General features: G+C 37.3%; 18 protein-coding genes. All 18 read left to right on the top strand.

Annotation, left to right across the window (positions count from 1 at the left end):
- Window positions 1–47: 47 nt before the first annotated feature.
- Window positions 48–944 carry a pirin family protein gene (locus J4051_RS14510; RefSeq protein WP_394368926.1) on the top strand — a complete coding sequence of 299 codons (897 nt, stop codon included), beginning with the start codon at window positions 48–50 and terminating at the stop codon, window positions 942–944.
- A gap of 94 nt (window positions 945–1,038) precedes the next feature.
- A complete protein-coding gene (locus tag J4051_RS14505) occupies window positions 1,039–1,680 on the top strand; it encodes an isochorismatase family protein (RefSeq protein WP_208234599.1) in 642 nt (213 codons plus the stop codon).
- Window positions 1,681–1,858: 178 nt separating this feature from the next.
- Entirely contained in the window at window positions 1,859–2,548 is a 690-nt protein-coding gene (locus J4051_RS14500) for a hydrolase (RefSeq protein WP_208234598.1), read from the top strand.
- A gap of 59 nt (window positions 2,549–2,607) precedes the next feature.
- On the top strand, window positions 2,608–4,407 hold the full coding sequence (locus J4051_RS14495; protein ID WP_208234597.1) for an amidohydrolase: 1,800 nt from the start codon (window positions 2,608–2,610) through the stop codon (window positions 4,405–4,407).
- 27 nt (window positions 4,408–4,434) lie between these two features.
- Window positions 4,435–4,959 carry a YceI family protein gene (locus J4051_RS14490; protein WP_208234596.1) on the top strand — a complete coding sequence of 175 codons (525 nt, stop codon included), beginning with the start codon at window positions 4,435–4,437 and terminating at the stop codon, window positions 4,957–4,959.
- Window positions 4,960–5,217: 258 nt separating this feature from the next.
- The gene (locus J4051_RS14485; RefSeq protein ID WP_208234595.1) at window positions 5,218–6,453 is read left to right on the top strand and encodes an alginate export family protein; all 1,236 of its coding nucleotides are present in this window, start codon (window positions 5,218–5,220) and stop codon (window positions 6,451–6,453) included.
- A gap of 22 nt (window positions 6,454–6,475) precedes the next feature.
- Window positions 6,476–6,925 carry a DoxX family protein gene (locus J4051_RS14480; protein WP_236027461.1) on the top strand — a complete coding sequence of 150 codons (450 nt, stop codon included), beginning with the start codon at window positions 6,476–6,478 and terminating at the stop codon, window positions 6,923–6,925.
- A gap of 12 nt (window positions 6,926–6,937) precedes the next feature.
- The gene (locus J4051_RS14475; RefSeq protein WP_208234594.1) at window positions 6,938–7,255 is read left to right on the top strand and encodes a GNAT family N-acetyltransferase; all 318 of its coding nucleotides are present in this window, start codon (window positions 6,938–6,940) and stop codon (window positions 7,253–7,255) included.
- A 202-nt stretch (window positions 7,256–7,457) separates the two neighbouring features.
- Window positions 7,458–9,197 carry a thiamine pyrophosphate-dependent enzyme gene (locus J4051_RS14470; RefSeq protein ID WP_208234593.1) on the top strand — a complete coding sequence of 580 codons (1,740 nt, stop codon included), beginning with the start codon at window positions 7,458–7,460 and terminating at the stop codon, window positions 9,195–9,197.
- Window positions 9,198–9,251: 54 nt separating this feature from the next.
- On the top strand, window positions 9,252–9,569 hold the full coding sequence (locus tag J4051_RS14465; protein ID WP_208234592.1) for a GNAT family N-acetyltransferase: 318 nt from the start codon (window positions 9,252–9,254) through the stop codon (window positions 9,567–9,569).
- Between the two features lie 1,231 nt (window positions 9,570–10,800).
- Entirely contained in the window at window positions 10,801–11,712 is a 912-nt protein-coding gene (locus J4051_RS14460; RefSeq protein WP_208234591.1) for a polysaccharide lyase family 7 protein, read from the top strand.
- A 45-nt stretch (window positions 11,713–11,757) separates the two neighbouring features.
- Entirely contained in the window at window positions 11,758–12,801 is a 1,044-nt protein-coding gene (locus J4051_RS14455) for a T9SS type A sorting domain-containing protein (protein ID WP_208234590.1), read from the top strand.
- Window positions 12,802–12,876: 75 nt separating this feature from the next.
- A complete protein-coding gene (locus J4051_RS14450) occupies window positions 12,877–15,180 on the top strand; it encodes a chondroitinase-B domain-containing protein (RefSeq protein WP_208234589.1) in 2,304 nt (767 codons plus the stop codon).
- Between the two features lie 11 nt (window positions 15,181–15,191).
- Window positions 15,192–17,420 carry a heparinase II/III family protein gene (locus J4051_RS14445; RefSeq protein WP_208234588.1) on the top strand — a complete coding sequence of 743 codons (2,229 nt, stop codon included), beginning with the start codon at window positions 15,192–15,194 and terminating at the stop codon, window positions 17,418–17,420.
- A 109-nt stretch (window positions 17,421–17,529) separates the two neighbouring features.
- Window positions 17,530–19,812 carry an alginate lyase family protein gene (locus tag J4051_RS14440; protein WP_208234587.1) on the top strand — a complete coding sequence of 761 codons (2,283 nt, stop codon included), beginning with the start codon at window positions 17,530–17,532 and terminating at the stop codon, window positions 19,810–19,812.
- Between the two features lie 10 nt (window positions 19,813–19,822).
- Entirely contained in the window at window positions 19,823–20,179 is a 357-nt protein-coding gene (locus J4051_RS14435; RefSeq protein ID WP_208234586.1) for a cupin domain-containing protein, read from the top strand.
- A gap of 342 nt (window positions 20,180–20,521) precedes the next feature.
- Window positions 20,522–23,599: a SusC/RagA family TonB-linked outer membrane protein gene (locus tag J4051_RS14430; RefSeq protein ID WP_208234585.1), complete on the top strand. Its 3,078-nt coding sequence runs from the start codon at window positions 20,522–20,524 to the stop codon at window positions 23,597–23,599.
- 130 nt (window positions 23,600–23,729) lie between these two features.
- Window positions 23,730–25,151, top strand: a complete 1,422-nt coding sequence (locus J4051_RS14425) for a RagB/SusD family nutrient uptake outer membrane protein (protein WP_208234613.1) — start codon at window positions 23,730–23,732, stop codon at window positions 25,149–25,151.
- The last annotated feature ends 16 nt before the right edge of the window (window positions 25,152–25,167 follow it).

The following is a 25,167-nucleotide window of genomic DNA, read 5'->3' as shown; positions in this document are numbered from 1 at the left end:
TTGGCATAAGATTGGCTTATTAGTAATTGAAATTAAATATAAAAAGGATGAAACGTAAGGACTTCTTAAAAACTTCAGTAGTAGGCAGTATGGCAACTCTTTTTGGAGTTTCCGCCCTGCCTGTCCATCAGGCAGGTTTTGCGAAGTTAAAGAAAGAAGAACCAAACAATTCATTAATTAATAACAAGGTAGGGTATAACCATTTGCCCAATAAAGAACTAAAAACTATGAACACAATAATTCACAGATCAGACACAAGAGGAGATGCCAATCATGGCTGGCTCCATTCTAAACACACTTTCAGTTTTGCAAATTACCACAATCCAGAGCGAATGAACTTTGGGGTATTGCGAGTATTGAATGACGATACGGTTTCGGAAAGCAGAGGTTTTGGCACACACCCACATCAAGATATGGAGATTGTTTCCATCCCATTGGAAGGCGATTTAAAGCATGAAGATAATATGGGAAACAAAACCATTATCAGAGAAGGCGATATTCAAGTCATGAGCGCTGGAACTGGGGTGATGCATTCGGAGTACAACAACAATCCAGACAAGCCTGTAAAATTTCTACAGATTTGGGTTATACCAAACAAACGAAATGTTGAGCCACGTTACGACCAGATTTCACTTAAGGATATTGCAAAAGAGAACGAATTCTATCAAGTGCTTTCTCCAAACAAGGATGACCAAGGTGTTTGGGCACATCAAGATGCTTGGTTCAATATCGGGAAATTCACCAAAGGAAATTCTGATACTTACCAGATCAATAAAAAAGGGAATGGTGTCTATGCCTTTATCCTTGAAGGCGAAGTAGAACTCAATGGAGAAAAACTTTCAAAAAGAGACGGGATGGGCGTTTGGGACACAGACAGTTTTACCGTAAAAGCAACCGAAGACGCTCGCGTTCTCTTAATGGAAGTGCCAATGCAAATGAACTAATAAACATTATTAATGCATTAATAATAAACTAACTATAAACTTTAATTAGTATAAAAATAGTTTAACCGTCAGAAATGGCACAAAATCAAAAACAATGAAAAATAATAAAAGAATTAGTCCAGAACTTATAAGCAGAGACAATCACACTCTATTCATCATCGATCAAGAGAGTCAGATGGCTTTTGGAAACCATAGCCACAATCCTATGGAGTTGAGAAACAATATAGGTCTTGTTTGCGGAACCTCTAAAATCTTTAACATCCCTACGGTTGTCACAACCATTGCAAGAGATACGTTTACTGGCCCTGTATTTCCCGAAATACTTGAGGTTTTTCCTAACCAAGATGAGTATATCAATAGAACTACATTGAATGCTTGGGAAGATGACAAAACCCATAAAGCTGTAACTGGAAAAAACAAGAAAAAGATTGTAATGTCTGGTAGTTGGACAAGCGTATGTTTAGCACTTCCAGCGTTATCGGCATATAATGAAGGATATGAAGTTTATGTCATTAAGGATTCTTGTTGTGATATGACCAAAGAAGTACACGAAACAGCAATACAGAGATTGATACAAGCAGGAATCAGACCTATAACATCAATGCAATATTTGTTGGAGATACAACGTGATTGGGCGAATAAAGAGACTTATGATGATGTCATGAGTTTAATAAAACGCTTTGGAGGTACTTACGGAATTGGAGTACAATACGCAGAAGATATGGTACAGAAATAAATTAACAATGCTATTGTCAAGGCTATTTTACAAATAGTAAAGTAGCCTTTTTTTTATCTCCAATTCAATAAATTATCTCAAATAGCCAATTCAAAGAACTGATTGAAATTAAGATTTCCACAATAATTATTTAACCGTTACTAAACACAAAAAACAAACACTAAAAACAATTAAATTAATGAAAACAATTAAATTATCATTCGTATTATTCTTAGCAATTACTTTAAACACTTTTGCTCAAAAGCCAAGTCCAGAATTATTAGACCCTACTAACCACTCGTTAGTATTAATAGACCACGAAGGTCAAATGGGATTTGCTGTAAATGGAATTGACCCAGTACAGTTGCGTAACAACGTAGGATTAGTAGCAGGGGCTTCAAAGATTTTTAATATCCCAACAGTTGTTACAACCGTTGCCGCGGAATCTTTTAGCGGTCCAGTATTTCCAGAAATTATTGAATTTTATCCAAATGAAAGTGAATACGTTGACAGAACAACTATGAACACATGGGAAGATGTAAACGCCTACAAAGCTATTACAGGAAAAAACAAGAAAAAAATTGTTATGGCAGGTCTATGGACAAGCGTTTGTATAGTTGGTCCAGCAATGTCTGCAATCAGCGATGGCTATGAAGTATATGTAATTACAGATGCTTCTGGTGATATTTCTAAAGAAGCTCACGATGCTGCTATGCAGAGAATGATTCAAGTTGGTGTAAAGCCAATTACATCAATGCAATATTTATTAGAATTGCAACGTGACTGGGCAAGAAGCGAAACTTACGAGCCAGTAAACCAATTGGTTATGCGTTTTGGTGGTGGCTATGGTCTTGGAGTTCAGTATGCCAGAAAAATGTTGAAGCACTAAGAATAACTAACAAAGCTCTTTATTTAAATCTAAGTAAAGAGCTTTTAAAATTTAAATCAATGAAACAATTTATATTACTTTTTATAATGGTTGTAGCTTTTGTTTCTTGTAAAGAGGAACAAAAAACAAACACAGAATCAGCTGACCTAATTGTAACCAATGCAAAGGTTGCCGTTATGGACATCAATCGAACAATTACCGAGGCTATTGCCATAAAAGATGGCAAAGTATTAAAGACCGGTACAACAGAAGAAATTTTAAAATTGAAATCTGACAGTACTAAAGTCATAGATGCAAAGGGAAGAACACTCATTCCTGGACTTAATGATTCGCATTTACATCTTACAAGAGGTGGACGTTTTTACAATGCTGAATTACGTTGGGATGGTGTAAAAACCCTAAAGCGCGCTTTGGAAATGTTGAAAGAGCAAGCTGAACGTACACCAGAAGGCCAATGGGTGAGAGTGATTGGTGGATGGAGTCCATATCAATTTGAAGAAAACAGATTCCCAACTCCAGAAGAAATCAACGAAGCCACTGGAGACGTGCCAACATACGTACTCTATCTATACAGTAGAGGCTGGCTAAATCAGGCGGCTCTCAATACTTTAAATATTGATGAAAACAGCAAAGCTCCCGAAGGAAGTTCTTATGAAAAAGGGCCTGACGGAAAATTAACTGGCGTTCTTTTAGCTGAACCAAATCCAGGACTTTTGTATGCCAGAATTGGTTCTTTACCTCCTTTAAACGAGGAAGAAATGATCAATGGTTCTATACATTTCTACAGAGAGTTGAACAGATTTGGACTTACCAGCGGTATTGATGCTGGCGGTGGCGGTCATAAATTCCCAAAAGATTATGTGGGAACCAAAGCCATAGCCGAAAAAGGGGAGATGCCAATCAGGTTGTCCTACTATTTATTTCCACAGAATCAAGGCGATGAATATGCCGAGTTCCAAGAATGGATGGCAAACAATAAAATTGGTCAGAATGGCGAAATTCACTTAGATCACGGATACGAATTAGAAGGTGGCGGCGAATTTTTAGCTTGGAGCGCGGGAGATTTTGAAAATTTTCTTGCACCTCAACCAATGCTGGAAGATAGACCAACCTGGCGTGAAGATTTAAAGAAGATTTTAACCTTGCACGCTGATAATGGATGGCCTTTTAGAATTCACGCCACATATGGCGAAACCATCGAACATTTTCTTGATGTCATTGAAGAAGTAAATAAAGAAACCAACGGCAAATTAACTTCAAACAGATGGTTAATTGACCACGCTGAAACTATAAAAGATGCCGAATTAAAACGTATAAATGCTTTAAATGGCGGAATTGCCATTCAAGCGAGAATGGCGTATGCAGGAGAATATTTTGTAGAACGTTACGGAGCAGAAAAAGCGAAACAAGCACCACCTGTTAAGAAAATGATGGATGCAGGAATACCTGTAGGTGCAGGAACAGATGGTACACGTGTAGCAAGTTACAATCCTTGGCCAGCACTATATTGGTTGGTTTCTGGTAAAACTGTGGGAGGTTTGCAATTGGCTGAGCCTTCAAATAAATTAACAAGAGAAGAGGCTTTATACCTATACACAAATGGAAGTGCTTGGATGTCTAAAGAAGAAGATGTAAAAGGTACTTTGGAGGACGGAATGTATGCCGACTTCGCCATTCTTTCTGACGATTATTTTACGGTTCCGGAAGAACAAATCAGCTCTTTAGAAGCCGTACTTACCGTAGTTGATGGGAAAGTGGTTTATGGTAGCAAGGACTATCAAGAAATGAATCCACCATTACCGACCATCATTCCAGATTGGTCACCAATAAAATATTATGGTGGCTATCAGAATAAATAAATATTAATTATAAAAAATAAACAAAAAATGGAAACAGCAAAAAAAGCAAAATGGAACGTAGATGCATCTCACTCTGAAGTGGGCTTCAAAGTAAAACATATGATGATTTCAACCGTAAAAGGAGCATTTGAAAAATTCGATGCCTCTGTTGAAACCGAAAGCGATGACTTCAAAAATGCAAAATTCAGCTTTACAGCAAAAGTGGACTCTATCAATACTAAAAATGAAGATAGAGACACTCACTTAAAGTCGGAAGATTTTTTTAACGCAGATGAATATCCAGAAGTCACCTTTAAATCTACAGCGTTCGATGGCAACAAGATTGTAGGCGATTTAACCATAAAAGACGTGACCAAAGAAGTTACTCTGAATACAGATTTTAACGGTGTAGCCGTTGATCCTTATGGACAGACAAAAGCTGGTTTTGAAATTTCAGGAAAAATAAATCGAAAAGATTTTGGATTGACTTGGAATGCAGTCACCGAAGCGGGAAGTATCGTTGTAAGCGATACCATCCAATTCGAAATTAACCTTCAATTCATCAAGCAGTAATCCAACATTTAGGACAGAATTAATTGGGGTTGGTTGTGTTGAACGCCAATCCCATTTTTTAGATATAATTTAAAAAAAAACTTTTATAGAAACTGATTATTTAAAATTTTGGAAGATTATAGAAAGATGAAGTATTCGTTCAACGTGATATATTTATTTTGTTTTGCTCTTTTTTGTCAATTCACTTCAGCGCAAAATAACGAGCAATCAGAATCCGACATTTTTGAATTTCAATTGCTACGCCAAAACGATAGCATTGTGATTAATAATCCACAAAATTTCTATCAAAAAGTCAAATCAATTCCGTTAGGGAAAAATCATTCTTTGAGCTTGGGTGGAAGCTACCGCTTTCAGACGGAAGCCTTTATCAATGAACAATTTGATAAAAACCAAGACCAAAACGATTATTGGTTTTTACATCGAGGTATGTTTCACGCACACTTACAATTGGGTTCAAAATTTGAAATCTTCGGCGAATTAAATTCCAGCCCTGTTTCAAGTAAAGAAAACATTAGCCCTGTAGATAAGGATGAATTGAGCATCAACCAATTTTTTGCACGATACCAATTTAACGACAATTTCAACATGCTCGTAGGTCGCCAAAATATGCGCTTAGGAACTGGACGTTTGATAGACGTCCGCGAGGGGCCCAATGTGCGCCTCTCTTTTGATATGGCGCAGCTGCAATACGAAGACTTGAATACAAAAATATCAGGTTTTTATGCCATTCCAGTGCAACAGCAATTTGGTGTTTTTGATAATGATGCTTTTGAAACTGATGAAACACTTTCGGTATTGTATTGGACACAAAAATGGTCCGAGAAAACCAATACAGATTTTTACATTTTTTATAAGGAAGAAGCCGATAAAACTTGGAATTCCGAAACAGCAAATGACTATAGAACATCATTTGGTTTAAGACATTTTGGAACGTGGAAAGGTCTTAATTACAACAATGAATTTGTCTATCAATTAGGGGAGTTTGGTAGTGGAACTATTTCAGCTTGGACGGCATCTTTCATCATTAAAAAAGAATTTAGTGCGTCAACTCCGTTCACGCTTGGCATAAAAACGGAAGCTATAAGCGGAGATAAAAACAGCAACGATAAGAGCTTGAATACCTTTGATGCACTTTATCCACGAGGTGCTTATTTTGGGCGTGTCGCACGTTTTGGCCCTTCAAACCTGATAGATGTACATCCGTATTTCAAAAGTAAAATTGGCAAAGTAGCTATTGAATTTGACTATGTAGCCTTCTGGCGTTTTTCTGCGAATGACGGGGTCTACAATCCAGCCTTAATGATGGATTACCCGCCAGAAAATGATGAACGGTTTATTGGCAATCAAATCGGGGCAATTGCAGGATATCAACTCAACAATTTTATTAATTTTGAGTTAGAATCGAATGTGATTTTTCCAGGTACTTTTTTACAACACAATAATCAAGGAGATACCTTGTACCATTTTGTTTTTACAACGGAAATAAAATTTTAGACTTATAACAATAAAAAACTATATGATGGAACTACCAGGAAATTTAAAATGGATTTACGGAACAGATACCAATTGGGCTCAAACTATATGCAGAATTTTATTGGGTGCCGCACTCCTATTTGCAGGCATAAGTCACTTAACCTTTAATAGAGCGGAGTTTGTGGCTCAAGTGCCAATTTGGGTGCCAATGTCAACGGATCTGGTGGTCATTCTTTCTGGAATTATGGAAATTATGCTTGGTTTATCGCTAATTTTTCTATACAAATGGAAGGCTTTGGTAGGCTGGGCCACAGCACTATTTTTTGTATTGATATTTCCCGGAAACATAGCGCAATACGTTAATGAAGTAGATGCTTTTGGACTGGATACTGACAAAGCCCGATTGATAAGATTATTTTTTCAGCCAGTATTGGTTGTATGGGCATTATGGTCAACCGGGGCTTTTAAAGCATTTATAAATAGAAACAAATAAATATATAAGATTATGAAAACAGAATATATTGACATCCCATTAGTTAAAAACGAAGACAAAAAGCGTTTTGAAATAGAAATTGATGGACACTATGCATTTATCGATTATAAAGAACCTGGCGATAAAATCGCATTAATACACACCGAAACCGAACCAGAATTAGCAGGAAAAGGTGCTGCGGCTGCAGTGGTAGAGAAAACATTGCATTATCTTGATGATAAGAACATTGTATTGCTTCCTTTTTGTCCTTACGTATTTGCATATATTAAGAAACACCCAGAGTGGAAGCGCATTGTGAGTCCCAAGTTTAAAGGATATGATCAGCTTTAGATGACGTTTATGGCGTTTTATGAGAAAAAGAAATCGCTATTCTAAGTTTTAATTAACCTGCTAATGTTAGTCCGTTTTAGAATCGATCAAGAATTTTACCTTATGAGCTAAAGAAAAACAAGATTAAGTGATATTCTACATTGAGATAATTGTTTTTTTGAGGTTATCTCGGTTTCACATAGAAAAAGTAAAATAGAAAGACATGGCAAAAAAAATAGCAGATTTACTCGTAGAAAACTTAGTTAATGCGGGTGTTAAAAGATTATATGCAGTAACGGGAGATAGTTTAAATCCCATTAATGATGCAGTAAGACGGGATGGCAGACTGGAGTGGATTCACGTTCGTCATGAAGAAGCTGGAGCGTATGCAGCATCTATGGATGCAGAACTGGACGGAATAGGTTGCTGTATGGGCAGCAGTGGACCAGGTCACGTTCATTTGATCAACGGCCTGTATGACGCCAACCGTTCCGGCAATCCTGTAATTGCCATTGCTACGACTATAACTACCGACAAATTCGGAATGGATAATTTTCAGGAAACCAACATCGTGAAATTGTTTGATGATTGCAGTAAATATTGTGTGATGGCCAATACGCCAGAACAGGCCGCAAATGCATTTCAGTCCGCCATTCAACATGCCATCCATGACAGAGGCGTTGCGGTAGTGGGCTTACCTGGCGATGTGTCAGAGTCTGAGGTTGCACATATCGCGACTGCCAGTAAAAATTTCTACACAAATTCTAAACTCGTTCCAGGACAGAAAGAAATGGAAGAACTGGTAGAGGTTATCAATTCTAACAAAAAAGTCATGTTATTCTGTGGTTATGGCTGCAAAGATGCTCAAGAAGAGGCTATGCAGCTTTCCGAACAGCTAAACGCACCCATGGGCTATAGTTTTCGAGGTAAAATATTCTTTGATAAAACAAGCAATCCTTATGCTGTAGGCCTAAACGGTTTATTGGGAAGTAAGTCAGGATTTAAAGCGATGCAAGAAGCAGATCTTCTTATTTTATTGGGTACTGATTTTCCTTATACAGACTTTTTGCCGGAAGACAATACCATCATTCAAATAGATGATAAACCCGAACGCATCGGCAGACGTGCAAGAGTAGATTACGGTTATGCAGGGAAAATTAAAGACACTTTGGAAGTCTTAATCCCGATGCTTGATAGAAAATCAGACGACGGATTTTTAAAGGACATGCGAAAATTACATGATGCGCAAGAAGAAAAATATGCTTCTTATGTAGCGGCAAAATCCGAGGACAAAAATATTCATCCTGAATTTGTGGCGTCAGTAATTGATGATGTGGCTGCCGATGATGCTATTTTTACAGTAGATACCGGCATGTCAGCGGTTTGGGCCGCGCGATACATTAAAGGTAAACGCAATCGGTACCTCACTGGTTCGTTTAACCATGGCTCAATGGCCAATGCGATGCCAATGGCCATTGGTGCGGGATTATCCCGACCGGACAGGCAGGTCATTGCACTTTGTGGCGACGGTGGTATTAGCATGCTGTTGGGCGATTTGATGACCATAAGCCAATACAACATCCCTGTAAAAATAATTATTTTTAACAATCGGTCTTTGGGAATGGTCAAAGTGGAAATGTTGGTTGCCGGATATCCTGATTGGCAAACCGATATGAAAAACCCTGATTTTGCAAAGGTTGCAGAAGCAATGGATATTAAAGCTTGGAGTGTGGATGAATGTCAAAACGTAAAAAGCACCTTGCAAGAAGCTTTTGCACATGATGGTCCTGCGCTCATAAATATTTTTACCGACCCAGACGCTTTGGCCATGCCTCCGAAGGTTGAATTTGACCAAATAAAAGGATTCACAAAAAGTATGGGAAAATTGATGTTGAACGGCCAAGTTGCTGATGTTATTGATACAGCAAAATCTAATATGAAATACTTGAAGGAGTTGTTTTAGACATTATTGCTTAAGGATAATCGGTTTTTATTCAAATGCTTTTAAATTATAAATATGAAAACAGAATATATTGACATCCCATTAGTTAAAAACGAAGACAAAAAACGTTTTGAAATAGAAATTGACGGACACTTTTCTTTTATTGACTACAAAGAATTTGGCAGCCAAATGGCGTTAGTGCATACCGAAACTGAACCAGAACTTAGAGGAAAAGGTGCGGCAGCGGCCATAGTAGAGAAAACATTGCATTACCTTGACGATAAGAACGTCATGGTACTTCCTTTTTGTCCTTATGTATTTGCGTTTATAAAGAAACATCCAGAATGGAAACGCACTGTGAGTCCAAAATTTAAAGGATATGATAAGCTTTAAATCTATTTTTTAACCATGATTCATTAAGGACTCAAAATGGAATGGACAAAACTTGAGAAAATCGTGTGGTGCGAGAAATTGGTGCAGTTTCCATCTGGAATAACGACTGAGCACAAGTAAACGATGAGTTTGAAGAAGATGGATATAAGATGAGCGGATTGGGACGTCTAAACGAATTGACGACTATTCACGATTTTATTGAATACAAGCATATTTATCATAAATCGGGACCTATAAAAAGTGGTCAGTAAAAAAAGTTTGTAAAATTCTATGTTTCTTAGCCTAGAATTTATAACAATGTTACCGTATATATGGACGGTATACTGGCGATTAAATATAAGGTAAATCCTGATAAATTGGATGAATTTGAAGATTCGAAATCCAAAATGGAATCTGCCTCAGTTCGTTTCAAGGGTATAAAGACACTGTTCATATGTATCTAATTGAACCTAATGACTTTCGTCACTTTATTTTAAGATTTGATTCCAGAGGAAATTTGCAACGATGGGTAAATTCGGAGCATAGAAGAAATTTGCATAGCGCCTCCAAAGAGAAATGGCTAAGTGAAAAGGAAGAAGCCATACACGATTGGGATACCTTTTGGTTTTCCAGAATGAAATAGATGAATCAATAGAAGCATTGGGCTGTCACCTTTTTGGCGGTCTATCCGCTTACCGTTATCAATTCCCTTGGTTAATAATTATGGTGAATTTTCACCTCTTTCTTTTAGCAAGGGCATTCTAAGTGATATTTTTATTTCAGGGTTTATGACATTTCTTGTGATGCCATTTATGCTGAAGTTGTTCAAAAAGGGGTTACATCGTTAATCCAAATAAATCGGCTGATAATTTATTGTAAACCATAAATGAATAGAGAGAGAACATCAAAACGACACCGTTATGTTATGTCAAGGCATAGATATATCATCTTCTTTCTGATATGATAATTTTTAATTTTGAGCAACTTTAATTTTTCATCTTTTTAAACGTCACCTGTGGAATCAAATCCAGCGCCAAGTTAATTTCATAGAGCCTACCCAACCAATTTTTTTAAAATTCCAATTAAACTTTTTCGAGTCTAACTCAGATAATATCACATTTTCGCTTATCAATAATTTCTGAATGGCTAAATATTCATAGAAATATTTGTTTGTGAACTTTTATTATATATATTTGGTAAACCAATCTGGTAAACCAATTGTGTAATTTAACAGATCATTACAGTCTAAAACATGGCCAACAGAGCAAGTTTTTTATTTTTAAGTTTAATGATGTCTTTGCTGTTTGCCTGCAGTTCGTCCAGTGATGTTTCGGAAGAAATTGAACAGGAACAGCAGGAAGAATTCGAAGAAACACCAACTCCTGTTTTTGCTGACATTGATTTCTCCAATTGGAAAGTCACCCTTCCCGTAGACAGGGATAAAAATGGCAGTCCTGATGAATACCAACCCTCAAAACTTGTAAATTTTGGATATCAAACATTGGATGAGGTCAAGCCTTTTATGTATGATGATGTTTTGGATGCCTCCATTGTCTTTTACGCCTATCCTGATATTTCTACCACCAACAGTTCGTATTCCAGAACGGAATTGCGAGAGCTTATCAATCCATCCAATTCTCGTGAAAATTGGAATTTGTCTGAGGGTGGTACTATGAAAGGTCGTTTGAAAGTAGATAGCATTTCTGAAAACACGAAAAGCAGCGTAAAATATCATAGTGTGATTGTCATGCAAATACACGGCATAATCTCAATAGAAGATATGCAATTGCACGGTTTTTCTTCAAACAATGGACCTCCTTTATTAAAGATGTATTGGAAAGATGGATACTTATGGGCACACAAAAAGTCATTGGTAAACGAAGATACCCAAGGGGATGACCTTTTAAATGTCACTTCTTCTACCTGGACAGATATCAAACATAATTTTGGTTACGTAGGTTTTGAGCCTTTCGATTTTAAAATCACGGCTTCCACAGGAAGGTTAGAATTGCAATTGAATGATGCCCCACCTTTTATATATGAAGATGTCAGTTTGGCCAAGTGGCCATTTGAAAATTACTTTAAAGCAGGTAATTATTTGGTCACAACAGATGCCGATGCTTTTGCCTATATAAAATATTACAGTTTGAATGTCACGCATTAAGAGTTTTACCATTAATAACCATTACTAACCACTAAACACACAATTATGAAAACAAAATTACTTTTCCTTTTGACGGCTGCCCTATCTCTATATGGGCTTCAAGCTCAAGTATCGCTACCTTATTACGACGGCATTGATTATACCATTGGTGAAAAACTTATAACTGAAGGTACCAACACTGGTTTTGGAGACTGGATGATTCCAGCATTTCAAAGTGCGGGTTCAAGTGCAGATCCATTTATAGTGGCGTCACCAGTATGGTCCCTGCCTGCCGGTCTTCCAGCTGCAACTGGTAATGCCATGGAATTTGTTGGTGGGGGCGATGACCCGGTGATTCCAATACCTGATCAAGGTGATACGGGTGTAATCTATTCGTCATTTGTTTTTAGAGCCATAGATCAATCTGCTGTGAATACAAATAGTCCTGAGTACTTTTATTCTTTTGCGAAAACCTCAAGCAGCGGGACGTCCCTAAATTATACATCATGTGTCTACATTAGAAAAGTTGATGATGCGACATTTAATTTGGGAATCTCTGAAAACAATAACACAACCAACGCGGTTTGGGCACCTAATGCCTTTACAGTAGATCAAGACTTATTTGTGGTGATTTACTATGATATAGACAATGCAGTTTCAAAGATGTGGATTAACCCTGTGGTTGATGGTAATGAACCAACAACTACCTATATTACCGATGAAACCGCTACATCAACAAGAACAAACCTAGATAAAGTAAGAATTAATTTAGGGTCAAACTCTAAAACACCAGGAATCATATTGGACGAAGTAAGAATCGGTAATTCATGGCTGGCAGTCACCACAAACCCTACAGCAAGTGTATCAAAAAATGAGATTGCCAATAATGTTAGGGTCTATCCAAATCCATCTCGGAATTTTTTAAATGTGGAGACTAACAATATTACAGTAACATCATTACAGTTTTATAATATTTTGGGTGCTAACGTTTTTACACAAAACGGACTGCTCAATAATAAAGTAGATATATCAACATTGGCAAGTGGCGTTTATTTAATGAAAATAAATTCTGGTGACCAGTCGGTTACCAAAAAAATAATTAAAGAGTAATAACCAATTATCTAAATGAAAAAGCCTTTAATTTAAAGGCTTTTTCATTTAGATAATTTTGAACAAACCAAAATCATGAAAACATTCATTTCAATTTCATTCTGTCTAATCCTATTTTTTGGGTGTGAAAAACCCATATCATCAAATTCAATTTCTGTTAATGATATTGTGGAATTAAAGGAGGCCATAATAAATAGTAAAGCTGGCGATGACATCGTAATGGCAAATGGTATTTGGAAGGATGTTCAGATTGAGTTTTCCGGCCAGGGTACGGAAGATAAGCCAATTGTTTTAAGAGCAGAGACTCCTGGAAAGGTAACCATTGAAGGGGTGTCCAACTTGAAAATTGGTGGCCAATATCTTATAGTCAAAGATTTACACTTCAAAAACGGGCATACACCGACCAAAAATGTCATCCAATTTAAAATTGATGATCAAAATATCGCAATGCACAGCAAAGTGACCAATTGTGTGATTGAGGAATTCACACAACCCAATCGTGAGGATACAGACCAATGGATCGAATTCTGGGGCCGTCATAATGAATTGAGCAATTGTTATATTGCCGGAAAATCGAATTTTGGACCTACGGTCATGGTCCGATTGAGTGGTAATGAACATATCAAGAATTATCATAAAATCACGAATAACCATTTTGGACCAAGACCTCGAAAAGGAGGACCACATGGAGAGACTCTTCAGGTTGGGGACAGCTATACCTCTATGACGCCATCGCATACCATTGTGTCCAATAACCTTTTTGACCGTTGCAATGGTGAAGTTGAAATCATTTCAAGCAAATCGAATTTTAACGAGTTTACCAATAATGTGTTTTTTGAAAGTGAAGGGTCTTTGGTGTTACGTCATGGGAATTATGCCAAAATAGACGGGAATGTTTTTATAGGAAACGATAATTCAGAGTTTATCGGTGGCATTAGAGTGGTCAATACAGGTCATTGGATTACAAATAACTATTTCTACAAACTGAAAGGAAAAGTATTTAGAAGTCCACTTGCAGTGATGAACGGCATTCCAAGATCGCCATTGAACCGCTATAATCAGGTCACTGATGTGGTGGTGGCTTATAATACCTATATCGATTGTGAGTCGCCATTTCAATTTGGTGTGGGCTCAAATGTCAGTCAGAGTGAGGTTTTACCAGCATCGGAAATCCGTTCTGCAAGAGCTATCCGTACGATTGTTGCCAATAATTTGATATACAATCATAAGCCTGATGATCAGCCTATAGTGGCACACGATTCGGTGGATGGTGTTTTGTTTGAGAAAAACATTCTAAACAGTCCAAATCATAGTCCTGTCCAATCGGAGGGATTGATTACAAAAGATTTTAAGGTGAAAGAAGTGTCAGATGATCTCTTCATCCCAACCGAAAATTTTGAATCAGTTTATCCTAGTTTTGATTTCGAAACGATAACCGCAGATCTTTTCGGAAATGATCGGACGAAGCAAAATGCCGTGGGTGCTATCATCGTTCCTGTTAAAGATGGAGTAATTTTAGTGGATAAAAAGAACTATGGAACAGATTGGTTTTCTACAGAGAAACCAGCTTATGAAGCACAGACATTGATAGTCTCTAATGTTGAAGAGTTAGAAAGTCAACTCCAAAAAGCTAATTCTGGAGATGTTTTGGCTTTAAATCCTGGGCGCTATGATTTGAATGAAAAATTGATCATCAATAAAGATATTACAATCACTTCCTCGGATAAAAACAATAAAGCTGAATTGATCTTTAATTCCGATAGTATCGCCATTGAATTGCATCCTGCGGCAAGATTACAAATGGATGATGTCCTTTTAAAAGGTAATGGGACACAAGATGCGTTTTCAACCTTGGATAAGAACATGTCAAAAGCTTATGATTTGTTTTTGGAAAATGTTGAACTGGATAATTTCAAAAGCGTCTTACAAGTCAGTAAAGGATCTTTTGCAGATACCATTTCCGTGGTGAATTCAGTCATTAAGAACTCAAATCAAGGGTTTCAATTAAATACAGAAACAGATGACAAAGGCGATTATAATGCAGAGTTTGTCATCCTGAAGAATAATGAATTCACCAATATCAATGAAACCATCCTCGACTATCACCGCGGTGGCTATGACGAATCTACCATAGGCGGAAATTTAGTGTTTCAAAATAACACGGTCACCAATTCCGGGAAGCAGGAATCTAACCATATTCTTATAAAAAACAGAGGCATCATTAATGTTGATTTCTCCAATAATACCTTTAAGAACAATCCTGTAAAACTGATTGCAGTACTTTGGGGCGAGAAAGATCAAAAGCCTGTAGATAATACCATTGAAAAATCTGGTGAAATACAAGTGGTACAAAATTTAAAATTAAAACTAATGTACTAAGAGATTCTATTATGAACTTACGCAGCACTTATTTAGTTTTAATTTTATCCGTTTATACGGTTATTTTATTTGGACAAACCATCCCTTCAGATAAAATCATTCCAATTACAGAATTAGGGAATTATTTGAAAGAGGATGTTAAAACCAAAATTAACAGTACAGACACAGATGAGTTGGCATCCTATTTCAGGGAGAAGTTTTCTGAACGTTATTTCTTCGATTGGAAACAAATGGATGCCAGATTTGAAACCTACAATGATCTATATCCTAATGTAAAAGCGTCACATCAGGAGAGATCATTGGACCATAGGTCTAAGTTTTCAGCCAAAACCACCTGGAAATTACCTTTTAACTATACGGATGGATCTCCCGTAAATGCGTATGCGATAAGACATTTGGCGCGTCAGCATAAGATGGTGAATATTGCCTTCGACTATTTCTATGAGAAAAAAGACCCAAAACTCATAGACTATTTTAAAGAACAACAACAGTCCTTAAATGCTGCATTGATCGCCAATCAATTTGAAACGATTGAAGATGGGAATGGTGTTTATGAAGTGTTTCGGTCAGGGTATCGCATCTTAAATTGGTTGCAGATCCATAATATGTTCTTGGGTGAAAAGAATTATTCTGATGCCGATCAATTATATACAATTGCTACCTTATTGCAACATGGATCAGATTTGTTTGAAAATAACTCAGAATTTACTTCTGGAAATCACCAAACGCGTGGGATGTCTGCATTAGCCATGTTGTCCATTTTGTTTCAGGACTTTGAAGATGCCGATTTATGGTTTGAACGTTCCATATCGCTATTAAAAGTGCATTTGGAAAAGGAAATCAATGCCGATGGCTTTCAGTTTGAGCGTACCGTACATTATCACATGAGTGATATTGATAACTACTATTATGTTTATCAATTGGCGAAAAATAGCGGAATGACCTTGGATCCTTTTTGGGATACACAATTGGAATCTTTATTTACGACACTCATCAAAATTGCTTATCCTGATAAATCTGCACCTGTACTTTCCGATGATACTGATGCACCTTGGGCAGAAAAAAATGATATTTCTGGGGCGTTGACTTTGGGGTACGTGCTTTTTGGAAATCCTGAAATGGGATATTTTGCCAATGAAAAAGTAGAGTCTAAAATGTTTTGGTATTTAAATAACTCCCAATTGGAACTTTTAAAAGACATCACGTCCCAGAAACCTACCTATGGTTCTTTGGCTTTTGAGGACACAGGCTATTATGTGATGAGGGAAGGCTGGGACAAAAACGATCGAATGCTCATTGTTTCTGCTGGGTTGGATCCAGACAAACCCGACCATCAGCATGGTGATATGTTAGGGATTCAAGCCATGGCTAATGGCCACGTGTTATTGCCCAATTACCAAGTACGCTATTCCTTGGAAGATTTGGAGTTGTTCAAAAACTCCATGGTTAAAAACGTGGCCTTGGTCGATGATGAGTTACAAGGAAAAAAATACACTTCCAATAAAGGTGGAAGTGGATTTGGGAAATTTGGTAAGTTGCCAAATCCTAAAACCGTATTGTGGAAAACCAATGCGGATTTGGATTTGTATATTGGAACGCACGATGGTTTTCAGGATATTGGTGTTGATTACAGTAGACATGTAATTGATGCCAAGGATGGTTTTTGGATCGTGAAGGATAATTTTGAATCTAAACAACATCATACTTATAAACAAGTTTGGCAAGGCCATTACAGTTTTGAAAATGCACCGAATCTACTTCGTGCAACTTTTGACGATGGTTCTGGAGTTGATATTTTACAATTGCATAAAGTGGATGAGGTCTTAACGGACGGAGCGCGAGGAAAGCAATGGAGCGTCTTGTCCAAAAAAGACAAGAACAATTTTAGCTTTCTCACTATAATTTATCCTTTCTCAAAATATGATGAGCGTATTGACGAAAATTCAAAGGAATCTGTAATTAATGGCTGGACCGCAAATAAGTCCAGAGAAGTTGCAAACACCTCTGTTGCTACTATCATTTCGAAAAATGGGCAGTTCTATGCATTTGCAACATCTCATATCGCATACAAAAACGCTATCATAACCTTTGATGCCGAAGTGGATGTCTTTATCACTTTTAATGAACGTCAAATCCAGATCTTATCCCTAAGTGATCAAAATATTGTAATTAACGCTATTAATGGCAAAGCCATTCAAAAGGAATTATTACCGGGCGAGACCTATACTATTCATAATTAACAATTTCATTTTCTGTTAATTTCTTAATTTAACTCTTTTAAAATTGATGGATTAATAAATTTTTATATATTTGGTCAACCAGATTGGTCAACCAATTTAAAAAAAGAGCATGCAATCTCACTTACAGTTCAATTTAAAATACAGTTTTCTTTTTATCTTATCCATATTTTTTGGATGCCAACCTATGGCGCAACAGCGCATTCTGACACATAATGAAGTCAACCACCACCCAAAACTCATTCTCACTCAAAAAGGTGTCGCAGAAATAAAATCCAAACTTGGGAGTATTCCACTTTTTGATACTTCCTTAGAGGAGGCGAAGGCAGAAATAGATGCTGAAATCAGGTTGGGAATTGAAGTGCCTATTCCAAAGGACCTTTCTGGAGGTTATACCCACGAACGCCATAAAAGAAATTTTTTAATGATGCAAAAGGCGGGTGTCCTGTTTCAGATTTTGGAAGATGACACTTACGCTAAATACGTACGGGATATGTTGATGGCCTATGCCAAATTATACCCAACGCTTCCTATTCATCCACAAGAGCGATCATATGCACGTGGTAAACTCTTTTGGCAAGCATTGAATGACTCCAATTGGTTGGTTTATACAAGTCAAGCCTATGACTGTATTTATGATTGGTTATCTAAAGAGGAGCGCGATGTATTGGAAAACGATTTATTCCGTCCCTTTGCAGATTATATTTCTATAGGAAATCCGCAATTTTTTAATCGTGTACATAATCATAGCACCTGGGGCAATGTGGCCGTGGGGATGATTGCTGTGGTCATGGATGACGCTGAATTATTGGATAGGGCCTTACATGGCATTAAGGATGACAACTTGCCCAAAGGAATGAGGGACGATGATGGAGGAATGATTAAAAAAGAAGGTCAGAAAGTGGGCTTTTATGGAAATTTGGATGAACCATTTTCTCCAGATGGCTATTATACCGAAGGCCCTTATTACCAGCGCTACGCCATGTATCCATTTCTGATTTTTGCGCAAGCACTCCAAAATGTAAAACCTGAATTAAAAATTTTTGAATATAAGGATGGTGTACTCTTAAAAGCGGTGAATGCTTTATTGAATCTTACGGATGTGAATGGTGATTTTTTCCCCATCAACGATGCACAAAAAGGGATGTCTTATTATTCTCGGGAACTGGTGACCTGTGTGGATATCGCTTATTACTATGGTGGTCAAAATCCTGAATTGCTTGACATTGCCCAAAAACAGAACCGTGTGTCTTTAGACGATACCGGCCTGTCCGTAGCAGTGGCAATCAAAGAAGGAAAGGCTAAACCTTTTGTGAAAAAATCAATTGAATTACGAGATGGGCAAATGGGCGATGAGGGCGCTATAGGTATCTTAAGAAGCGATGACTTGGAACTGGTTTTCAAATATGCAGCCCAAGGCTTAAGCCATGGTCACTACGATAAATTGTCATTTTCATTATATAATGCAGGGCAAGAAGTATTACAGGATTACGGTTTGGCCAGATATGTCAACATTGAACAAAAAGGTGGCGGCAACTATTTGAAGGAGAACACCACTTGGGCAAAGCAAACCATCGCCCACAACACTTTAGTGCAAAATGAGACCTCGCACTTTAACGGCAATTACGAAACTGGAAGTCAACATCATTCTGAAAAATATCTATTTGATGTTGAGGATAAAAATCTTCAGGTGGTTAGTGCAATTGAGGAAAATGCCTATCCTGGAACCAAGATCCAGCGTACTATGGCGCTAATTAAGGATGCAGATTTTGAAAACCCTTTCGTTCTGGATATTGTGAAGGTTAATTCCGCCACTTCCAATAATTATGATTTACCTTTTTATTATTTGGGACAATTGTTACAGACAAATTTTAAATATGAAACACCTAAAACATTAACTCAATTAGGTGATTCAAATGGCTATCAACATTTATATAAAGAAGGATTTGGTATTTCTGATGGCAACAATACGAGTTTCAATTGGATGTTGGACAATACGTTTTATACGTTGACTTCGGTTACTTCTAAAGGTGATGAATTGGTACTGGCAAGAATAGGAGCAAATGACCCAGCGTTTAATCTGCGTCGAGAGCCAGCATTTATCATCAGAAAAAAAGATAAAAAGGACGCCATTTTTGTTTCCCTATTGGAAACGCATGGCTCATATAGTCCAGTGTCAGAATTGGCATTAAATGCCTATGGACAAATAAAGAACATAAGAGTGATTCTTAACGATGAGGCCTACACTGCAATTGAAATCACATCTAAAAATAATAAAAAATGGTTGTTTGCTATGGCCAACAACAACAGTTCAGATGATGGGCAACATCAACTATACATAAATGATACTACGGTCAAATGGGAAGGACCTTTTGTATTTAAACCTATTAATTAAATCTATTGGGATGAAAACAGTTAGAAGTAGTGAAGAATTTATTTTTGATGACCAAATTGAATGGGAAACAATTGGAAAAGGCATTAAAAGAAAAATAATGGGGTATGATGATAAAATCTTGCTGGCTAAAGTTCATTTTGAAACCGGAGCTGTCGGATCAATGCACAATCACGTCCATTCCCAAGTCACTTATGTTGAAAGAGGCGAATATGAACTTACCATAGGAGATGTCACCAAAACGATGAAAGCAGGCGACAGTTTTTATATTCCATCAAACGTCATGCACGGAGCAACCTGCTCCCTGGAGGGTATATTGATTGACGTGTTTAGTCCTATTCGGGAAGATTTCCTGCCTAAGGGTCAGTGATTTAAAGGGCTTTAATGCTGTGATATGTTAAATACAGAACATTTTTTTTCAAAAGTGTTGGAATTAACATTTTTTTATTATATTTGGTAAACCAATGTGGTAAACCAATCTGGCTAACCAGTTTTATTTAAGGTTTGTAATAAAAAAAAAGGACAGGTGCACGCCTATCCTTTTAGAGTAAAATACTTCTTTGGAGGGAAGTAAATAATTACATGCCGTCTTTATGACACCATGTTCTGCAAAAGTACGAAAAGAATTGAGTTAAGCGAAACATGCGTTGTGATAAAGTGATTTATTAATATGGAATTATCCAAGATTTACACTTTAAACAAAAAACAAATTATGAATCTAAAATTTAAATTGACATTAATACTGATTGCGGTGTTTAATGTCTCATTATTTGCTCAAGATGGCATCTTGATAACGGGGAAGGTGGTTTCGGCCACTGATTCACAACCTGTTCCAGGTGTCAATGTTATCGTGCAAAACTCATCGAAAGGAACAACAACTGATTTTGATGGATTATATCAAATAGAAGTTAATAAAGGAGATGTGTTGCGCTTTTCTTATGTAGGATTTACAACCCAAGTTGTTATTATTGATAATCAAACGGAGTTGAACGTTTCGTTGGCAGAAGACTTGGCGACATTGGATGAAGTAGTCGTTGTTGGCTACGGAAGTCAAAGGAAAAGTCATTTGACAGGATCTATTTCTAAGGTTGTCAATGAGGACTTAGATCAAATTGCATCTGCAAGGGTCGATGACGCTCTGGTAGGGCAGGTTTCTGGGGTTAATGTCCAAACTACTGATGGTGAGGCAGGTTCTGCGCCAACCATTAGAATTAGAGGTACCGGTTCTTTAGCTGGTAGTTCGTCGCCATTAATTGTGGTTGATGGATTAGCGGTTGATGACGATTTCTTAGGCTCTTTAAACATGAATGATGTCGATTCATTTGAGGTGCTTAAAGATGCAGCCTCCTCCGCCATTTACGGGTCAAGAGGTGCAAATGGGGTTATTTTAATTACCACTAAAAAGGGTAAAGAAGGTAAGACAAAGTTTACTTATAACACCTTTACGGGGCGCAAAGATGCCAAGAAAAGTGATGCTTACAACTTTTCAGTTAAGGATGCCGTGGCTTTAGAGCTCCAGGAAACAGGAGCATTATCAGATAGAGCACGATATATGCAGTTATTAGGTGTTGATAATGATTGGCAGAACATCATTTTTAATGGTGGAATTATTAGCAATCATGCGTTTAGTGCAAGAGGTGGAAGTCAGCGTACAAAATTTAGTGCGTCATTAGGGTATTCTCATGATGAAGGTGTTTTGATTATAGATGACTTCAAAAAATACAATGCCAGACTGACTATAGATACAAAGCTAAGTGAGAAGTTTTCAATGGGTGCCAATCTTTCGCCATCATATACCAATACGACGCGTTTTGATGGATCTACTCACGATATTTTGAGACAAGCGCCATGGTTGCCGCTTTATCTAAGTGAGGAAAACATGCCATTTGTAAATAGATTGAGAGAGAATGGTCGGTGGGCTAATGCAAAGGTTGGTGATTATGCAGAGCAGCGTATGTTTGATGATTTCGATTTGAATACCATGCAGCCAATAGCTTCCGGTGGAACAGATATTAGTGATACATCAAATACCAATCCTGGGGCAAAAGTTCTGGAGCGCGATCGCAGGGATCTGAAATTTAAATTGTTTGGTAATTTTTACATGCAATATGATATTTCGGATGCTTTGAGTTTTAGAGCATCTATAGGTGGTGACTTTCAAAATACAAGTAGGAAACGTTTTTGGGGAGAAAGATCCAATAATATAGGTCCTTCTGTGATAGAATTAACCTTGTCTGATGAGAATACAATTCATATTGTTACTGAAGAGTATCTGTCTTACAATAAAACTTTTGGGAATCATGACGTTAGTGCAGTAGCTGGTTTCGCTGCTGAAAAATGGGATACTTCATTTAAAACCGTTACAGGTGCTGGTTATGAGAACGAGTATATTAAAACGATTTCTGCGGCTACAATAATTTCTGAAAAAGAATCTATGGATTACCAGAGACGTTTGTTGTCTGTTTTTGGACGGTTAAATTATGCTTATCAGGACAAGTATTTGGCGTCACTAAGTTTTAGACGTGATGGGGGTTCAGTTTTTGGACCTGATAACAAATATGGTGATTTTCCAGCGGCTTCTGTCGGATGGGTTGTTTCCAAAGAAAACTTTATGAGAGACAGTGAGGTCATCAATAACTTGAAATTTAGATTCAGTTATGGGGTTACAGGAAATCTCAATTTAGATACTGGTGACAAGTTGATTGACAATTATCCTTATTTGGCCCTGTTGACGGCTTCAACCGCTGTTGTAGACAATGGTCTTGTAACAGGCTTTAACCCAATTAATATTGCCAATCCATTCTTGCAATGGGAACGTTCGGTTGAGATTAATCCAGGCGTTGATTTTGGCCTATTTAATAACGTAATCTCAGGATCTTTTGAATATTACCAACGTAACAGTGATCACTTGTTGCTCAATAACCCTATTTCCTCAACCACTGGTTTTACCAATGCCCTTGTTAACTTGGGTGAGGTTGAAAATAGAGGATATGAGTTGGAACTTAGAACTAGAAATGTATCTAACCAAAAGTTTAAATGGTCAACAACGATTTTGGGGTCAGTTAATAAGAATGAGCTCATCAGTTATGGTGATTCGAATGGACTTATCCAAAATGTTGATGATAAAAGAGCGGCAGAGTGGATTAATTTAATTGGAAATCCAATTTCATCTTTTTACGGTTGGGTGGTAGATAGAGAAATCCCAAAAGAGTTTATTAGTAATCCATATTTTCCAGTTGGTGGACAGGCGCAAGATGTATATGTCAAAGATTTGAATGGTGACGGATTGATCGATGATGATGACAAAACCATTTTGGGAAGCCCTTATCCAAAGTTAATTTGGAGTTTTACCAATGAGTTTCAATTTGGTGATGTTGACGTAAGTTTTATGTTCCAAGGCAGTCATGGTGCACAGGTAAGAAATATGGGAGATCAGTATTTGTTCAACCAATTTAATAGTGCCCAGGATTTTATTCCAGCAACAACCCCAGATCAAGGCTTTATCAGAGAGAAAATATTTACTAACTCCATCGTTCAGGATGCGTCTTATATCGCTTTGCGAAATGTGAATATTGGGTATAATTTTTCTGAAGATTTGGTGTCCAAAATAGGTCTTTCAAAAGCAAGGCTTTACGCAGCAGGACAAAACTTATTATATTTTACTGCTGATGATTATACAGGTTTTAATCCGGAATCCATCTATAACACAAGTCCAACAACTTATGGTTACCAAAGGGCAGGATCACCAATTTACAGAACGGTTTCATTAGGTCTTAATTTGGAATTTTAATTAAAAACGATACGTAAAAACACATTTATAAATTATGAAAAATTCATATTTAAATTTCGAACATTCAAGTTCCTATCTCTTGCGAACATTAGAACTGACATTAACTAAAACTGTTCAGTTCAGGGCATTCATGATAGCAACCTTGGTTCTTATCTCAGGATCATTCATGAGCTGTGGAGATAACTATTTAGATCCAACACCAAGTTCTGCAATCAGTGCAGATGTTTTTTACACTACTGAGGATGAGCTTCTTAATGCGGTTATTAATATGTATGACGGTATTCAGGGTGTGAACGCCTTGGACAATTCTGATTCTAATGCTAACCATGCCATACAGGTAGAGTTTTATATCACTGAAATGCGGAGTGATAATACGAAGACCAAAAGTAGTGAAGGTGAGGCCGCTCAATTTGAAAATTACACCTTAAGACCAACAAACGGTATTGTGTACGACTATTACCGCAGTTTTTATGATGTACTCAAAAGAGCCAATCTTGTCCTTGCCAATATAGATGTAGCTTCCGATGCCAATAGAGCTAAGATTGAAGGTGAAGCTAAATTTATCAGAGCCTATGCACATTTTAACTTGGTACGCTTGTTTGGAGATATTCCGATGGCCGATAGAATCATTGGGATTGGTGATACAGAGGTTCAATTTACAAGGACTCCAAAAGCGCAAGTATATGATTTAATTATTGAAGACCTTAACGCTGCAATCGCTTCGTTGGACAATGCTTATGTAAACAGAGCTTCAAAGGCAGCTGCACAGGCTACTTTAGCTAAAGTGTACCTTACCTTGGGAACAAATTATACACAAGCTCAAGTACTTTGTGAGGCAGTCATCAATAGTGGATTTGCTTTGGAACCAAACTTTAATGACGTGTTTTACAATGAAAACAATAATGAAGTTATTTTTTCAATAGGCTTTCTTTCAAATCCAGCATCAGACAGTCAAGGTTTCTCTGCAGAATGGTTAAATTCTGTAGGAAGATCCAGTGGTGTGAATTATGTAACCAATGAGGCTGCAGCAGTTTTAGATGCAAAAGGAGGCAATAGAGCGGCGTATTCTTATCGTATTGACCCAGCACAACCTACCCAAAAGCAAGTGGCAAAATATTTTCCAAACGGTGAAAATGGAGGAGCGACAGGTGTCACCTTCGATAGCAACCCAAGAGCAGCAGGTAATGACTGGATTGTTTTGAGATTGTCAGACGTTCTCTTAATGCATGTGGAATCTATTATGGCTGGAGGGGCATCAACATCTGCACAAGCTGCATTGAACTCTTTTCAAAAGGTTAGAAACAGAGCAGGTCTTACCGATGTTGTTACGAGTATCTCAAAAGAAGAATTGTTAGATGAAAGACGTGTGGAATTGGCCTTTGAAAATCATCGATTATTTGATTTGATCCGTTTTAATGCGGCTCAGGATGTGCTATCTGCATTTTCTGCCGCTAATGGTTACGGCTTTAATTCTACCGATTTATTGTTGCCAATTCCTCAAAGGGAAATCAACCTTAGCCAAGGAATGTTAACACAAAATCCAGGGTACTAAACAGTTTTAATATAAA

Origin of the sequence: Gelidibacter pelagius, assembly GCF_017581925.1 — a bacterium.
In the GTDB taxonomy this organism is placed as follows: Bacteria; Bacteroidota; Bacteroidia; order Flavobacteriales; family Flavobacteriaceae; genus Gelidibacter; species Gelidibacter pelagius.
The sequence above is the reverse complement of the archived record's forward strand: the minus strand, read 5'-3'. Positions and strand labels throughout refer to the sequence as shown.

Coding starts and splice junctions, on each gene's coding strand:
- J4051_RS14500 (WP_208234598.1), top strand. CDS start 1,859: ATGAAAACAATTAAATTATCATTCGTATTATTCTTAGCAATTACTTTA.
- J4051_RS14450 (WP_208234589.1), top strand. CDS start 12,877: ATGAAAACATTCATTTCAATTTCATTCTGTCTAATCCTATTTTTTGGG.
- J4051_RS14505 (WP_208234599.1), top strand. CDS start 1,039: ATGAAAAATAATAAAAGAATTAGTCCAGAACTTATAAGCAGAGACAAT.
- J4051_RS14460 (WP_208234591.1), top strand. CDS start 10,801: ATGGCCAACAGAGCAAGTTTTTTATTTTTAAGTTTAATGATGTCTTTG.
- J4051_RS14490 (WP_208234596.1), top strand. CDS start 4,435: ATGGAAACAGCAAAAAAAGCAAAATGGAACGTAGATGCATCTCACTCT.
- J4051_RS14435 (WP_208234586.1), top strand. CDS start 19,823: ATGAAAACAGTTAGAAGTAGTGAAGAATTTATTTTTGATGACCAAATT.
- J4051_RS14495 (WP_208234597.1), top strand. CDS start 2,608: ATGAAACAATTTATATTACTTTTTATAATGGTTGTAGCTTTTGTTTCT.
- J4051_RS14445 (WP_208234588.1), top strand. CDS start 15,192: ATGAACTTACGCAGCACTTATTTAGTTTTAATTTTATCCGTTTATACG.
- J4051_RS14440 (WP_208234587.1), top strand. CDS start 17,530: ATGCAATCTCACTTACAGTTCAATTTAAAATACAGTTTTCTTTTTATC.
- J4051_RS14430 (WP_208234585.1), top strand. CDS start 20,522: ATGAATCTAAAATTTAAATTGACATTAATACTGATTGCGGTGTTTAAT.
- J4051_RS14425 (WP_208234613.1), top strand. CDS start 23,730: ATGATAGCAACCTTGGTTCTTATCTCAGGATCATTCATGAGCTGTGGA.
- J4051_RS14475 (WP_208234594.1), top strand. CDS start 6,938: ATGAAAACAGAATATATTGACATCCCATTAGTTAAAAACGAAGACAAA.
- J4051_RS14455 (WP_208234590.1), top strand. CDS start 11,758: ATGAAAACAAAATTACTTTTCCTTTTGACGGCTGCCCTATCTCTATAT.
- J4051_RS14480 (WP_236027461.1), top strand. CDS start 6,476: ATGATGGAACTACCAGGAAATTTAAAATGGATTTACGGAACAGATACC.
- J4051_RS14465 (WP_208234592.1), top strand. CDS start 9,252: ATGAAAACAGAATATATTGACATCCCATTAGTTAAAAACGAAGACAAA.
- J4051_RS14470 (WP_208234593.1), top strand. CDS start 7,458: ATGGCAAAAAAAATAGCAGATTTACTCGTAGAAAACTTAGTTAATGCG.
- J4051_RS14510 (WP_394368926.1), top strand. CDS start 48: ATGAAACGTAAGGACTTCTTAAAAACTTCAGTAGTAGGCAGTATGGCA.